Origin of the sequence: Actinomadura keratinilytica (assembly GCF_039539665.1) — a bacterium.
GTDB lineage: Bacteria > Actinomycetota > Actinomycetes > Streptosporangiales > Streptosporangiaceae > Spirillospora > Spirillospora keratinilytica.
In genome coordinates this window covers 91,343-106,552 of sequence record NZ_BAABDO010000001.1, presented here as the reverse complement: position 1 = coordinate 106,552, position 15,210 = coordinate 91,343, and the positions used below count along the sequence as shown (strand labels likewise).

Sequence of the window (15,210 nt, the reverse complement as noted above, 5' to 3'; positions counted from 1 at the left end):
AGCACCGGCCGTCCCGCGTACGACCGGCGGCTCACGCCGGGCGCGCGCGTTCCACGGCTTCGGCCGCCGAACCGTGGTGGGCCGGTCCATGGCCGGGCAGCAGGACGTCGGCGTCGAGCCCGCCCAGGTCGTCCAAGGCGGCGACGGCCCCGGCCCAGTCGTGATGGAACATCCGGGGCAGCAGCTGCGGGCCCCGCGTCCGGGAGGTGGGATGCGCGGATATCAGGGCGTCGCCGGTGATGAGCACGCCGGCCTCGGGCAGGTGGTAGGCGCAGTGCCCGTCGGTATGCCCCGGCGTGTGCACGGGGACGGGGCGGCCCGGAACGTCCAAAGGCTCGGGGAACTTCGCGGCCTGCGGGACACTGACGTCTTTCAGGCCCCCGACACGCAGGACGCGCAGCGCCCACGGCAGCACCCCCGGCCGCCAGCTGTTGGCCAGGATCGTGCCCGGACTGATCTGCTGGAGCATTTCCCGGCGCGCGTGCGGGACCTCGAGCGGATGCATCAGCACCGGCACGTCGTGCGTCTCGCCGAGATACCGCGCCGACCCGAGATGGTCGGCGTGCGCGTGCGTGATGAGGATCGCGGCCAGGTCCTCGGGGCGCCGCCCGACGGCCGCCAGCGAGGCCAGCAGGCGGTCCCGGTCGCCCGGATACCCGGTGTCCACGAGCGTGACGGCGTCTCCCTCGGTCAGGATCACCCAGTTCGTGTCGCTGCCATGGACGAGATGGACGCCGGCCCTGATCTCCGTGATGCCATCCATGGCCTGCAGTCTGGCCGATCCCCGATGGGAATGCACCAGCCGGGCAGAGCATCTCACTCGAGATGATCGACACATTGACCGTGCCCAGGAGTTTCACGTCCGCGGCATCGCGCAACTACGTCCAGGCCACCGTCCCTACCCCCTGTCCATGACGTCCCCTTTGTCGCTTTAGCCGTCGTTTCATGTGGCGGGTCGGCGATGCCGATGAAGGCCACGAAGGCCGCTGGACTCTGCGCCCATGGCGCGGCGCTCGGTCGGCGGCGCAGGCGGGCGGGCGCGACCTGGGCGCCCGGTCGGCCCATATCGCCGGTTGACCGCGGCGAAACATGCCGCCGAGTCCATACCCGGCCACGCTAAGTGCCTGTGAAAGAGGGCGCCGGTTGCCACAATGTGGTTCTCACGGGGTTTTGCAGCGATACGGGGCGGCATGGTGCCGGACGAGGTTGGAGACGTGGGCGCACGGCTCACCACGGGTGGGTCCCTCCCTGACGACCGGCGACACTGGCTGGACCTGGTGGCGTCCGTGACCGGACCGCCGGCGTCGACGGGCTCGCTCAGTCACACGCGGCTTCCCATGGGCGGCGCGCTGCTGTACGCGGTGCACCCGGTCGAGGGGCGGGCCGACCCGCGTGTCGAGCACGCGTACATACCGGACGGTACGCACGGGCCGCTTCCGATCACTGTCCTGCACTCCTCGCTGGGGACCGGCGCTGACACCGTCCCGCCCGAGCGGCCGGACAGCCCGCTTGGTCCCGAGACGCTGGCACGGTTCGCCCGGGCGAACGCCTCCCGCCTCGCGCCGTTCCTCGCGGACGTGCGCCGTCTGTTCGCCTCCCCCGCCGGACGGCAGATCGTCCTGATCGAGAACGATCCGGAGACGGTGGCGTGCTGGATCGCGCTCGCGTGCCACTCCCTGCCCGAGCCCCACGCCCGTTCTCTGACGTTCACGACCCGCACCGCCCATCCGCTCCGTGCCCCGCAGCAGATCGTGGGGATCGGCCCGGACGCCGATTTCGATCGCTCCGATCCGGCGACGGTCGCACACCTCTACCGCGTGCACGACGGCACCGGCGGGCCGGGCAGCCCGCCGGCAACGGACCTGTGGGCGGAGCTGGCGGCCCGGTCGTGGCTGGCGGGCCTGCGTCCCGCGGACGCCGCCGACCCGCTCGCCCCGGAGTCTTTGGCGACGCGTCTGCTGCACCCCGCGCCGCCGCCCGAGGAGGACGAGGAGCGGGCGAAGAGGCTGTGGCGCTTGGAGTCGCTGGGCGACGAGGTGCTGCACGGGCTGGTCGAGGTCCTGACGAAGATCGCCCACACCGGCGACGTGCCGCTCCTGGACGCGCTGACGCGGTTGCACCGCCGCCTGGAACGCGTGCGCGCCGCGGCCGCCGCCCCGCTGGCACAGGCACTGGCACGCGCCCGGTTCTCCGGTTCGGCCGCTGTGCCGGACCCCGGCGTCGGGGGTGTCGGCCAGGGCACCGACGAGCACGGGCACGCCGATGTCCTTGACGGCGCCGGTGATGGCCGCGAAGGCACCGGATCCGGCGAATGGGTTCACGTCGGCGGCGTTCCCGGACCGCACCGCCGATCCCCGGCGGGGCAGGCGCCGCCGGACGGGTGGGCGCGGCCGGAGCCGCACGGCGCGTCCGGGCCGCCCGCCGAGCCGGATCCGCTGCACCGCCTGGCCGGACCGGTCGGCACCTGGGCGGCGGAGCTGGAGTCCCGCCTCGCCGCGGGCACGGCGGACGACGCTCTCGTCGCGGCCGCCGCCGACCGGCTGACCGACGCCCTGCTCGGCCCGGCGGACGACGAGCGCCGCGAGGCGCTGGCCCTGCTGACTCGCTCCCCCGGCCCACGGCTGCCCCGTGCGGTGCTGCGCAGGCTTGAGATCCGGACGCGCATGTGGCGGGGACGGACCCTCGCGATCAAGATCGGTCCGCTGCTGGGCGGCTGGTTGCGGGACGCCGTCGACGACGACACCTCGCTCCCCTTCCGCCTCGCCGAGGCGGTGGTGCGCCACCACCGCGTGCAGGGGGCCGACCTGCTGGCCGCGCTGATCAAGGAGATGCCCGGGGGGCGCGTGCCGGATGCACCGACCCTGGAGGCGGCGTGGTACCTGGTGTGGCCGGACGGCCGTCCCCCCGACGAGGAGGTCCCGAAGCTGGCGCGCGAGTGCCCGCCCTCCCTGATCGTCGACACGGGGTTGGACCAGTACTTCCGCAAATGGCTCACCGATCCCGACCGGTTCGACGGAACGCTCATCGACTACGCGCAGGAAATGAGACGCGTGCTGCTGACCCCGCGGCAGGGGACCACCGTAGAACTGCTGCTGCGCACGTCCGCTCTGGCGGAACGGTCGGTGCCCCTGCCCGATGCCGTCGCCGCTGTGTTCGATGCGCGCCGCCGGGCCGACCCGACCCGGGTGCTGCTCGACGGCGTGTTCCGGACGCTCGCCGACCGCCTCGCACAGGCGCCGCCCCGGGCACTGTGGGCCCAGGAGATCCTTCACCCGCTCGCCACGGAGCGGGATCCGGCGCTCGCCGAGCACTACCGCCGGGCCGAGCTGGCCGCCAAATGGGAGCGACTCGACTTCCTCCTCGAGCGTCCTCATCAGGCGGCCTACCTGTTCATGAGCTGGTGCTTCGCCACGCCGGGCACCACCGACGCGTGGCGCCGGGCGTGCGGCGAGCTGTTGACGGTCGTCCTGTCCGCCGCCTGGCGGCGCATGGACGGCCAAAAGCGCTTGGAGGTGTACGAGACCTTCCGCCTCGACCAGCCCGGTTGGGAGCACGTCTGGCGCGACTGGCTCGCGTCGCTTCCCGCCGAGACCACCCACCCCGCCGATGACGACCGTCCGCATGGCGGCGTCCACCCCCAGAGAGGACCAGCGTGAGCGAGATTCCCGGCGGCCGCATGGCCTCCCGTCCCCTCCACTTCATCTGGCTGCTCGACTGCTCGGGCTCGATGAGCGTCAACGGGAAGATCAGCGAGCTGAACTTCGCGATCCGCGAGGCGATCCCGGAGATGCAGCAGGCGGCCCGCGACAACCCGGCCGCGTCGCTGGTCGTCCGCGCCGTCACGTTCGCCAGCGGGGCCGACTGGCACATCGCCGAGCCCACCCCCGTGGAGCAGTTCACCTGGGACGACGTCCACACCTACGGCGGCACGGACATGGGCGCCGCGTTCCGGCTGGCGGCGGCGGAGCTGCGCACCCCGCCGATGCCGGAGCGGGCGCTGCGTCCGGTGCTGGCGCTGGTGTCCGACGGGCAGCCCACCGACGACTGGCGGTCGGGCCTGCGCGAGATCGACGCCACCCCGTGGGGGAAGCGGGCGGTGCGGGTCGCCATCGCCATCGGCGACGACGCGGACCGCGGCATGCTCAAGGAGTTCCTCGGCAACCCCGAGCTGGAGCCGATCCTGGCCAAGAACCCCAAGCAGCTCGTCGCGGCGATCCGCTGGGCGTCCACGGTGGCGGTGAAGAACGCGTCCACGCCGACCGTCGAGGGCGACAAGCGCTTCACGGCCCCGCTGTCCCAGACCGTCCAGGACGAAGACGTCTGGTGAGGGAAGACCCGGCGGGCATGCCGTGGGAACTGCTCGAAGGCTCCGTCACGGGCGTCGGCAAGGCGCACAGCCAGGACAGCCGCACCGTCCGTCCGGCCGCGGACGGCAGGGCGCTGGTCCTCGCCGTCGCCGACGGCCACGGGGCCAAGGCGCATTTCCGCAGCGACCTGGGCGCACGCTGGGCCGTGGAGGAGTTCGCGCAATGCGCCGAGGGCTTCGCGCAGGAGGCGGTCGAGTTGGGAGACGACGTGGCGAAGTGGCCCATACTGCGGGCCCATGTCCGGAGCCTCCCGCAGCAGTTCGTCCACCGCTGGCGTGAACGGGCACTGCTGCACGAGAGCAACGCCCCGTCGGACGGAGCGACGTCCGCCCGGTCCCTGAAGGAGCTCGAAAAGGGGCTCCCCGTGTACGGCAGCACGCTCGTCGGGGCGGTCGTCACCGCGCGGCTCCTGGCGTGCTGGCAGCTCGGGGACGGCGACATCGTGCTGCTCGACGGCACGGGCAAGGCCGACGCGCCCCTGTTCACCGGCCCCGACATCGGCGACGAGACCGATTCCATCTGCCAGCGGGAAGCGTGGCGGGCCGTGCGGACGCACTGGCTGCCGTTCACCGGAGGCGGGCCGCCGCGCGGAGTGCTGCTGTCCACCGACGGACTGTCCAAGAGCTTCGCGGAGCGGTCGGGGTTCCTGCAGTTCGCCGAGGAGGTCGGAGCCATGGTCGCCGAGCAGGGCACCGCGCACGTGCGGTCGCGGCTCACGGACTGGCTGGCGCAGGCCGCGCGCCACTCGGGCGACGACACCACGCTCGTGGGGGCCTTCGCGGTGCCCGTCCCGTCCGCGCCCCCGCCACGACACACCCATATCACCGGTGACATGGGAGGACTGACCGCGTGAACGGCATGCTCGACGCCGGGCGGACCCTGGCGACCGAAACCGGCGAGAAGATCACTGTGGAGCGGCTCTACGGCTCGGGCGGGCAGGGCGAGGTCTACCGGGTGCGCACCCCGCACGGCCCCCGGGCGCTGAAGTGGTACTACCCGCAGCTCGCCGAGACCCTGCAGCGGCGCATCCTGGAAAGCCTCATCGACCGCCGCTGGAGCGACGACCGGTTCCTGTGGCCGCAGGCCATCGTCACGGACCCGCACTCCAAGCAGCCGGGGTTCGGCTACCTGATGGACGTGCGGCCCTCCCGGTTCCACGATCTGCCCGCGCTGTTCCGCCGCGACAAGGCGGTGTCCGCGACCACCCTGCGGACCCTGGTCACCGTCGCCCTGCACATCGTGGAGGCCTACCGCACCCTGCACTCCAAGGGCATCGCCTACCGCGACATCAACTGGGGCAACATCTTCTTCGACCCCGCGACCGGTGACGTGCTGGTGTGCGACAACGACAACGCGGTGGTGGAAGGCGAGACCACGACCGTCGCCGGGACCATGGACTTCATGGCGCCGGAGCTGGTGCGCGGCGACCGCGGCGCCCGTCCGGGGATCCAGACCGACCTGCACTCCCTCGCCGTCCTGCTGTTCCTGCTGCTGATGAACCACCACCCGTTCGAGGGGGCGCGGGCGCTGCGGATCCGCTGCATGGACGAGGCCGCCAAACGCCGCCTCTTCGGGACGGATCCGGTGTTCATCTACGATCCGGACGACACCAGCAACCGTCCCGACCCCGGCGAGCAGACGACCGTCGTCGAGACGTGGAACGTCCTGCCGCAGATCCTGCGCAGCCTGTTCATCAAGACGTTCACCGTCGGCCTGCGGGAGCCGTCCCGCCGGGTCCGCGAGACGCAGTGGCGCGACGCGCTGAGCAAGGTGCTGGACGCCGTCACCGTGTGCGGCGGGTGCGGCAAGCAGAACCTGGCCGAGCCGGGCGGCCCGCCGCCCGACTGCTGGAGCTGCGGCCGCCGGGTCGAGCTGCCGGTCCGGTTGCGGATCACGGTCCGCCGGGGCGGCTTCAGCACCACCCGCGACATCACCCTCGCCCCGCAGGCGCGGGTGTACGCCCACCATCTCGTGGACGATCCCGACCGGCACGACTTCACCGCGGTGGTCGGCGAGGTCACCGAGCACGCGCGGCAGCGCGGCCGGTTCGGCCTCACCAACCGCACCGACCGGGCGTGGACGATGCGGCGGCCGGACGGGTCCGCGCAGGCGGTGCCGCCCGGTCGGACGGTGGGCCTGAAACCGGGGCTGCTGCTGGAGCTCGGCGGCGGCGCGGAGGCGGTCTTCTACGACTGACGCGGGTCATCGCCGCGACAGCGGGTTGCGGCGTCGCAGCCATCGGCGCAGCCCGCCCCACACGCCGCCCGACGGCTGCTCCGTCCCGGTCCGCGCCTCGCCGGCCGGGTGGAGCGGCGGGGCAGGGGCCGGAGTCGGCGGCGGCCACGGCCCCGGCCGTGTCCACGGTTCCGGCGGTGGCCACGGTTCCGGCCGGAGCGCGGCGTGTTCCACCGCGGCGGCTCGCCGGGCGCCGGCCGGTCCGAGGACGGCCGCCGGTCCGGGGACCGGTTCGGGGGCGGGTTCGAGGACGGCCGTGGCGGGCTCGCACGCCGCGACGACCGCGTCCGGCCGGGGCAGCGGCGCGACGGTGACCTGGCCCCGCTGCCAGGAGACCGGGATGACGACGCGTCCGTCGGGCAGGAAGCGGCTGCGCGGGATGCGGATCTCCTCGGTGCGGCCGCCGCGCTGCCAGCGCAGCAGCACCAGCACCGCCGGGTCCGGCCAGGTGAACGACACCTCGGCGCGGTCGGGCCCCAGGCGTCGCACCGCCAGGTCGGCGACCCCGCCGGGGTTCTCGATCACCACGGTCGGGCCGGACACCGCAAGGTCGCCGAGCACGCTCACCAGGGCGAGCCGCAGCGTCTGCCGGGGAGGCACGGTCAGCGCGACGGACGGCGCGGGCCCCTGGGGCGCGTAGGCGTGCCGCTCCTCGCCGGGGAGCCGGCCGAACAGCTCCGAGACGTCCTCGCCCGGCCGCACCATGCGGAACGGCCACGGCACCAGGTACTCCTTGCCGCGCGCCGGGGGCCGCCACGTGATGTCGACGCGTCCGACGCCGTCGACGGGACGCACGGCGGCCTCCTCCACGGGGGCGGGCCACCGCTGCACCTGTACCGACACCTGGCACCCCGGGGACCAGTGGTCGCGTCCGTCGAGGCCCGCGTAGCGGCACGCGATGACGTAGCGGTAGGAGCCCGGTTCCAACGGCCGGTCCACCAGCCCGCCGGTGCCGCACGGTACGGCGACCGGCTGCGCGCCGTCCGCATCCGCCGAGCGCATCACCTTCACCGCGCCGGCCCGGGGATGCGGCTGCCACTCCAGGCGGACCCCGTCCGGCACCGACGAGGCTTTGGCGTCCGTCACCTCGGGAGGCAGCAGCAGCGGCCCGGTCGCGCGCGGCACCCCGGCGGTCCGGTCGCCGCGCATCGGGACGACGGCGTAGCGCAGCCGCACGCCCGCGGGCACGTCGTCGTCCGGGGTCTCCACCTCGACGGCCTCGTGCGGGGCGTCCTCCGGGAACCGCACGACCCGCACCGACACGTCCGGCGCCGCGGGCGCGCGCCAGCTCAACCGGACCGTGCGGCCGTCGATCATCGCTCGCACGGTGGCCTCGCCGGGCCGGTCCGGCGCGTCCGCGAGGGACGCCGCGGCGCCCAGCAGCCCGGCGTAGGCGCGCGGGTCGTCCACGACCAGCCGGTGCGCCCGCAGCCATGCCCGTGCCGCCGCGTCCGCGTCGCCGCGCTCGTGGAGGCGGACGGCGTCGCCCATCAGCCGGTCCGCCGCCGCCGTGTCGTCCTGGATCGCGGCGACCAGGTCGGCCAGAGCGGGATCGGCGGAGGCGTCCGGTATGTCGGCGGCGAGCCGCACCGCCTCGCGCAGCAGCCGGCGCCGCGCCGCTGCGGCGATCCGCTCACCGGCCCGGCGGACGGCGCCTTCGCCGGGGAAGGCCGCCGCCACCGCCGCCGCCAGCGGCCCGGCCTCGTCCGGGTGGACGCCCAGCCCCTCGGCGGCGGCCGCACCGGGCCCGCCGTCCTTGAGCAGGCAGGCGAGCTGCCACAGCACCAGGCGGCGCAGCGCCATGGGATCGTCCCGCAGCGCATCGGCCAGTGCCGCGAGCGCCTCCGTCACCGCCGGGGCGCGCGGGTCACCGGATGCCGCCCACTCCGCCCGGAGCTCGTCGAGGTAGGTCTGGTCCGCCCTTCGCCAGTGCAGGCCCCGCCGCGCCGGGAACCACAGGCCGTCCAGGACGCGGAACTCCACCCGGAGGCCGGATTCGGAGCCCGGGAGCAAGGCGGGGCTGAGCATGTCCGCGGCATGCCGGAACCCCAGCTTTCTCAGCGTCGCGTCGAGGGTGGGGTAGCCGTCGACGCCGACGAAGCGCGGCAGGACCGGAAGAGGAAGATCGCCGGTGGGGGGACGTCCGGGCCGCCACGGTGCCATCGCGTCGTCCGTTCAGCTCGGCGAGGTGTAGAAGTACACGGTGAGCGAGGCCGTGTCGGCCGGTGCGTCGAGCGCGTGGTAGTCCTCCGTCGCGGTGTCGCGGGTGAACATCTTCGGGCGGGCCTTGCCGAGCAGCGAGTTCACGCGGTGGGCGTAGCGGTTGCCGCCGCTGCTGCCGCCGAAGGTCAGCACCAGCGCCGCCTCGCGCCCGGCCCACCGCTCGGTCTTCCTTCGGATCTGCCGGACGAGGTCGTCCTCGTCGGTCCCGGCGACCTCGAACTTCTCGGCCTTCTTCACCAGCGAGCGGGGCCCGGTCGGCGTCGGGGACGGACCGGCCGACGCACCGCCCCCGGACGGCCCGGGGCTCGCCGCGGCGAGCGGGTCGGGCCGGTCGGCCATCGTCACCACCGCCAGCACCAGCAGCATGTCGGCGAACAGCCATCCCGCCAGGGCGGCGATCCCCACCGCGCTCAGGCGTCCGCCTGCCCGTCTCACTCTCCCGTCTCCTTGTCCTCGCCCGGCGTCACCTGCCCTGACCGGGCGGGCTGCGGCGCGCCGCCCGCGACCTTGGCGCCGTTGACGGCGGTGTCGAGTGCCGACAGCCTGTCCAGCAGCGCCCGCACGCCGGTGTCGAGCCTGGCCGCGGCGTCCTGCCAGTGCGCCGCGGCGGCGTCCCACCGGTCGGTGGCCGCCAGCATGCCGGTCACCGCGCGGTCGGTGCTGCCGCCGCTGCTCACCAGCGCCTTGGCGGCCCGGTCGGTGGCGTCCACGACGGATTGCGACTTGTCCGCCAGCGCTTTCTGCGTCGCGGCGAGGTCGTGCAGGGCGGCCCGCAGCGTGTCGCTCGCCTGCCGGAGGGTGTCGGCGATGCCGCGCGCCGCGCCGGCGGTGTCCGTGCCGGCCTGTGCCGCCGCCGCCTCCGCCGCCCGGACGGCCTGCTCGATCCGGTCCGCGGCCCGGGTGAGCTGCGGGACGCCGTCGCCGAGGGTCTGCGCCGCGCGCTTCATCCGAACCGTCGCCTTGCCAAGCTCCTCCGCCGACTTGCCGGTGAGCTGCGCGGCCGCGGTCAGCTGCCGCTGCTGGTCATGGGCCTGCTTGATGACGGCGTCCAGCCGTTCGGCGGCCTGGTTCAGCACGCCGGTGAAGCGGTCCGGGGACACGTCGCGGTGCGGCACCAGCTCCAGTTGCACGCTGGTGAGGACGGAGGCCAGTTCGCCGAGCAGCCCGGCATGCCGGGCGCGCGTCTCGGCGTCCGCCTCGGCGTCGGCGCGCTCGGCCTGCGCCCGCGCGAGCGCATGCAGGACCGACAGCAGCACCAGCGCGGAAATGATCACAACCGCGGTCAGGGCGACGTGCTCGAACCGCGCGATTCCCGTCAGGCGTCCGCCGAAGCCCGATTGCCACAGCTGCAGGAACGGACGCGTCGCCTGCTGCGGATTCTCCCTGGACAGTTCGCCGTAGGCGCGAATGGCCTGCCAAAGTCCGTACCAGGTCACCAGCAGCGGGACGAAAATGATCGCACCCAGCAGGACTTCCAGCGTGCGCTCGCGGCCGGGACGCTGGACCATTCGCTTCCACCACGGCCCCGAGGGCGCCGCCGGCGGCGGAACCGTCAGGCTCTCCGGCCGCGCGAACGCGCTCACCAGATCGATCTCGGCCCACCGCTCCAGCCGGCGCCCCTGCTCCAGGTCGCCCGCCAGCCGCTGCAGTTCGGCCCGCCGCAATGCGAGAGACGGCTCCGACGCCAGTGTTCGCAGCCTCCTGGCGAGCTGCCCCATTCCGGGCGGACGCGCCTGCGGATCATCTTGCGCCACGCCTGGCCCCCTAGGTATCGCGCACGAGAAATCCCCTGCAACCACCCCATCATGACGATCTCACGATGCATACACCATTTCTCAGATTGTGACCTCACGGAATCCATTGCAGCCTGAGGCCAGAGTTATCCCGCTTCGCCGCCGCTCATTCATGCCACTTATGGCGAAGCCCGGAACGCGCGGCAGGGACGGATCTCACCGGCCGCGACCAGGGCCGGACCGGCACCGCGAGACCACCGGCGGCCGCCTTCAGGTATCCGGGGGTCTTGGTACTCGGGGCGGTTGTTCTTGAGCGTGCGCACCGACACGACGGCCGCCACGGCGCCGCCGGCTCGTGCGGCGGCCTGCGGGCGCCGGACCTCAGGCGGGTGGCGGCCGCCGGTGCGTGTTTCCGGCCGCCGCCTTCCGCGGACACGGCCGTCCGGCGGGGGTCGGGCGGCGGCCGGGTCGCCTGCCACCTGTCGCGCGGGCCCGCAGCATCGCCGCCGCCGGCTGCGAACGCGCCGATCGGCGGGCCCGGGTGGCGGCCGTCCGTCTTCGACGCGGCCGCCCTGACGGCACCGCAGCGTGCTCGGACGTCGCGTCAACCTGACCGGTGGACGGCGCGGTGCCGCCGCCCGCTCCGCCGGTCCGCGGATACGGCCGGGGCGGTCGTCCGGCGGGCGGGAGGGATCAGGGCTTGCGGCCGACCCCGGCGAGGACGATGTGGTCCACCCCGTCGGCGGGGGTGAGGTTCGGGCCGTCCGGCCACCAGTCGCGCAGCAGCGTCAGACCCGGCTCGACCATCTCCAGGCCGTCGAAGAACGCCTGGATCTCCTCGCGGCTGCGGAAGCTGCCCGACCCCATCGAGCTGTTGTTGAACACATCGGAGATGTAGCGGGCGATCCGGCTGCCCTCGCTGCCGTCCGCTGGATCGTGCCAATGGGTGAGCGCCAGGTACGAGCCGGACGGGAGCAGGTCGATGTAGTCCCTCATGATGTCGTGCGGGCGCTGCTCGTCCGGGACGTGGTGGATGGTCGCGCACTGGATCAGCGCCACCGGCCGGGAGAGGTCCAGGAAGCCGTTGACGGCCGGGTCGGCGAACAGCTCCCGGGGGCGGGTCAGGTCGCCGACCACCAGGCGGGTGTTGGCGTTCTCCTCCAGCAGCGCCCTGCCGTGCGCGGCGACGATCGGGTCGATGTCGACGTACACGACGCGGGCGTCGCGGTTGCCGCGCTGCGCGACCTGGTGGGTGTTCTCGGCGGTGGGCAGGCCGGAGCCGCAGTCGAGGAACTGGTCGATGCCGGCCTTGACCAGGAAGCGCACCACGCGGATCAACCACGCCCGGTGCTCCTGGGCGAACCGCAGCGTCTGCGGGATCTGCTCGATGACCTGCCCGGCGACCTCGCGGTCCACCGCGTAGTTGTCCTTGCCGCCGAGAAAGACGTCGTAGACGCGCGCGATGCTCGCCTTCGTCGTGTCGATGACCGCCGGCGGCCGTTCTCGTCGTGTCATCCGCCCGTCCCCAAAAGCACCGTTGATCACAGGAAGTCTAGAGGATCACCGCACCCGCGCACCGCCGGAACCGCCCGGCCGACGGGGCGCGGCGGCCGTTGCACCACGGTGCCGACGCAGAGATCATTACGAGCCGGGTCCCGGAAGATCGATCGGATACTGGGGGCCGGGATGCGCGGTGGACTGGTGCTGGCCGGACGGTACCGGCTGGAGTCGCGGCTGGGCCGCGGCGGGATGGGCGAGGTCTGGAGCGCGACGGACCTGCGGTTGGGGCGCCGCGTCGCGGTCAAGATCCTCGACTCGGGGGCGGAGGCGGACGAGCGCGCCGTGGCGCGGTTCCGGCGCGAGGCGGAGATCGCCGGCGGCCTCCGGCACCCCGGGATCACGGTCCTGTTCGACATCGACGCCGACGACGGCCGGCTGTTCCTGGTGATGGAGCTGCTGCGCGGCAGCGACCTGGCGACATTGATGACGGCGTACCCGCAGGGGATGCCGCCGGGCCTGGCGCGCGGCCTGGCCGCGCAGATCGCCGACGCGTTGGACGCCGCGCACGAGCGGGGCATCGTCCACCGCGACATCAAGCCGGCGAACGTGATGGTGCTCCCCGACTGGAAGGTCAAGATCCTCGACTTCGGGATCGCCAGGTACGCCGACCGGACCTCGGACCTGACCGGCGACGCCGCCATCGGCACGCCGGCGTACATGGCGCCCGAGCAGTTCGAGGGCGGCGCGGCGCCCGACGCGCGCACCGACCTCTACGCGCTCGGAGCGGTGCTGTTCCTCATGCTGACCGGGCGCAGGCCCTTCGCGGCGGACTCCGCCCCCGCCCTGATCAAGGAGGTCCTGCTCACCGAGCCGCCGCGCGTGCGGAGCGTGCGGCCCGAGGTCCCGTTCGATCTCGACGAGCTGGTCGCGGCGCTCCTGGCCAAGGACCCCGCCGACCGTCCCGCGCGGGCCCGCGCGGTCGCCGACGTCCTGCGCGGTGCGGCGACGGTCCCCGACCCGCCGCAGGGCGCCGCCGTCCCTGACGCGTACCGTTTCCCCGGAGGCGTCGGGGCCGCCGCCGGTCCCCGTCCGCGCAAGCGGTGGATGTGGCTGAGCGTCCTTCCCGCGGCGGCCATACTCGCCTATTTCCTCGTCCTGTTGAGTCCCGGCGGCTTCCCCATCGAGGACGGACGGTTCACCGGCGTTCCCCAGTGCTCCGAGGTGAAGCCGGCCAACCTGCCCGCGCACATGACCGGCCCCAGGTCCACCAGGGCGTACGCCACCGGGGCGACCTGCTATTGGGTGGGGCGTACCGATCCCCCGCAGATCTCGCATCAGAGCCTCACCGTCACCATGACGATCTTCGAGCGCCACGGGATGCAGTCGGGGCCGGAGCGGGGGCGCCGCCACCTGGGCTGCGCCGGGAAGACGCCGGTCCACGGCATCGGCGACGAGGCGTGCGTGAACAGCACGCAGGACTCCGGAGCCCTGCACTTTCGGATCAGCAACGTCCTCGTCTTTGTGAACTACGCGCAGACGTCCATGACGGTCGACGGGAAACGCGAGGTGGGAGCCGGGGTGGATGACGCCGGGGCGTTCCTGGAGGAGGCGGCCCGCAGCATCGCGAGCCGGATGACCGCGCGATGACCGGAGCGCCGGCGGGAACGGAGATCGCCGGGCGCTACCGGCTGGTCGAGCGGCTCGGACGCGGCGGGATGGGCGAGGTCTGGCGGGCCGTCGACCTGCGACTGAACCGCGCCGTGGCGATCAAGCTGCTCGTCCGGGAGCCGCACGGCGCAGGCGGCGGCGACCGTGCGGCGGCGCGGTTCCGGCGCGAGGCCAAGATCGCGGCGGGGCTGCAGCACGAGGGGATCGCGGTCCACTACGACGCCGGGTGGGACGACGGGCGGCCCTACCTGGTCATGGAGCTGCTGGACGGGCGGGACCTCGGGGCCGTGATGCGCGAGCATCCGCACGGGCTGCCGCTGCCGACGGTCCGGGACCTGGGCGCCCAGGTCGCCGAGGCGTTGGGCGCGGCGCACGAGCGGGGCGTCGTCCACCGCGACGTCAAGCCCGCCAACATCATGGTCCTGCCCGGGGACCGGGTGAAGATCCTCGACTTCGGCATCGCCCGGTACGCGGACCGCACTTCCGAGCTGACCGGCAGCGCCGTCGTCGGCACGCCCGCGTTCATGGCGCCCGAGCAGTTCGAGCAGGGCGCGCGGCCGGACGCCCGCACCGACCTGTACGCGCTCGGCGCCGTCCTGTTCGTCATGCTCACCGGCCGCCCGCCGTTCGCGGCCGACACGGTCGGGGCGCTGGTCAAGAAGATCGTCCTGGACCCGCCGCCGCGCGTCCGCGAGCTGCGCCCCGAGATCCCCGAGGACCTCGACGGCCTGGTCGCCGCCCTGCTCGCCAAGAACCCCGCCGACCGGCCGCCGGACGTCGGGCCGGTCGTCGCCGTCCTGCGGGGCCGGTCGGCGTGGCGGGCGGTCCGGCCCGCCGAGGCGACCGTGCGGCTCGACCGGGCGGCCGCCCGGCCTCCCGCGCCTGACCGCCGCCGCCCGAGGTACGCCCGCCGCCTGGTCGCCGCGGCCGCCGGGACCGTCGCCGCCGCCTCGGTCATCGCCGGGATCCTGCAGGTCCGCGCCGCCGTCCACGACGGCGAGTTCGACCGCGCTCCGCGGTGCGACCGCGTGAGGCCGACCGGCCTGCCGGGCGAGATCTCCGTCCTTGAGGAGTCCGCCACGGGCGAGCGAAAGCAGAACAGGCTCTGCCGCTGGAGGAGTGCGGACTCGCTCGCGAGCCTCGATGTCTTCGTCTACGTGGACGATGCCGACTTCCCCGAGTCCTCGACGGGCATGGCGCGCAGGAACCTCGACCGCGAGGGGACCGTCGTGCCCGGACTGGGCGACGAAGGGTTCGTCGCGGTCGCGGACAGGAGCGCCGACGTCCGGTTCAGGCTCAGCAACCTCCGGGTGAAGGTCGAGTACTCGCCCCGGTACGACGGCGACACGAACGGCGAAGCGCTCCGGAGCACCGCCGTCTCCTTCGCCAAGGAGATCCTGACCGTCGTCCGCAAGGGCTGAGGAGCGAAGCCGGCGGGCGCGGCCGGGTCGCTTCCGGAGACCGGGCGCGGTGCGAAGGTGCGG

General features: G+C 73.8%; 11 protein-coding genes. 6 read left to right on the top strand and 5 right to left on the bottom strand.

Annotation, left to right across the window (positions count from 1 at the left end):
- Positions 1-31: 31 nt before the first annotated feature.
- Positions 32-763, bottom strand: coding sequence for an MBL fold metallo-hydrolase (locus tag ABD879_RS00450; protein ID WP_345016223.1), 732 nt, complete (start codon positions 761-763; stop codon positions 32-34).
- Between the two features lie 574 nt (positions 764-1,337).
- Here ABD879_RS00450 and ABD879_RS00445 point away from each other — a divergent pair.
- The 4 genes from ABD879_RS00445 to ABD879_RS00430 are packed head-to-tail and all read left to right on the top strand — an operon-like array spanning position 1,338 to position 6,563.
- The gene (locus ABD879_RS00445) at positions 1,338-3,656 is read left to right on the top strand and encodes a GTPase-associated protein 1-related protein (protein WP_345016221.1); all 2,319 of its coding nucleotides are present in this window, start codon (positions 1,338-1,340) and stop codon (positions 3,654-3,656) included.
- Positions 3,653-4,327 carry a vWA domain-containing protein gene (locus ABD879_RS00440; RefSeq protein ID WP_345016220.1) on the top strand — a complete coding sequence of 225 codons (675 nt, stop codon included), beginning with the start codon at positions 3,653-3,655 and terminating at the stop codon, positions 4,325-4,327. The genes ABD879_RS00445 and ABD879_RS00440 overlap by 4 nt, the downstream gene beginning before the upstream one ends.
- Complete coding sequence (locus tag ABD879_RS00435) at positions 4,324-5,220, top strand: protein phosphatase 2C domain-containing protein (protein ID WP_345016219.1); 897 nt, start codon at positions 4,324-4,326, stop codon at positions 5,218-5,220. The genes ABD879_RS00440 and ABD879_RS00435 overlap by 4 nt, the downstream gene beginning before the upstream one ends.
- A 5-nt stretch (positions 5,221-5,225) precedes the next feature.
- Complete coding sequence (locus tag ABD879_RS00430) at positions 5,226-6,563, top strand: protein kinase domain-containing protein (RefSeq protein WP_345016318.1); 1,338 nt, start codon at positions 5,226-5,228, stop codon at positions 6,561-6,563.
- A 6-nt stretch (positions 6,564-6,569) separates the two neighbouring features.
- Here the strand turns inward: ABD879_RS00430 and ABD879_RS00425 are convergent, their stop codons facing one another.
- From ABD879_RS00425 to ABD879_RS00410, 4 genes are all read right to left on the bottom strand, one after another.
- Positions 6,570-8,765 (bottom strand): fibronectin type III domain-containing protein, encoded by a 2,196-nt coding sequence (locus tag ABD879_RS00425; protein WP_345016217.1) that lies wholly within the window; start codon positions 8,763-8,765, stop codon positions 6,570-6,572.
- Between the two features lie 12 nt (positions 8,766-8,777).
- Positions 8,778-9,260 carry a hypothetical protein gene (locus tag ABD879_RS00420; protein ID WP_345016215.1) on the bottom strand — a complete coding sequence of 161 codons (483 nt, stop codon included), beginning with the start codon at positions 9,258-9,260 and terminating at the stop codon, positions 8,778-8,780.
- Complete coding sequence (locus ABD879_RS00415) at positions 9,257-10,579, bottom strand: hypothetical protein (RefSeq protein ID WP_345016213.1); 1,323 nt, start codon at positions 10,577-10,579, stop codon at positions 9,257-9,259. Before ABD879_RS00415 ends, ABD879_RS00420 begins: the two co-directional genes overlap by 4 nt.
- A 672-nt stretch (positions 10,580-11,251) precedes the next feature.
- A complete protein-coding gene (locus ABD879_RS00410; protein ID WP_345016210.1) occupies positions 11,252-12,073 on the bottom strand; it encodes an SAM-dependent methyltransferase in 822 nt (273 codons plus the stop codon).
- Between the two features lie 171 nt (positions 12,074-12,244).
- Here ABD879_RS00410 and ABD879_RS00405 point away from each other — a divergent pair, with 171 nt between their 5' ends.
- Positions 12,245-13,705 carry a serine/threonine-protein kinase gene (locus ABD879_RS00405; protein ID WP_345016208.1) on the top strand — a complete coding sequence of 487 codons (1,461 nt, stop codon included), beginning with the start codon at positions 12,245-12,247 and terminating at the stop codon, positions 13,703-13,705.
- On the top strand, positions 13,702-15,147 hold the full coding sequence (locus ABD879_RS00400; RefSeq protein ID WP_345016206.1) for a serine/threonine-protein kinase: 1,446 nt from the start codon (positions 13,702-13,704) through the stop codon (positions 15,145-15,147). Before ABD879_RS00405 ends, ABD879_RS00400 begins: the two co-directional genes overlap by 4 nt.
- Positions 15,148-15,210: the final 63 nt, after the last annotated feature.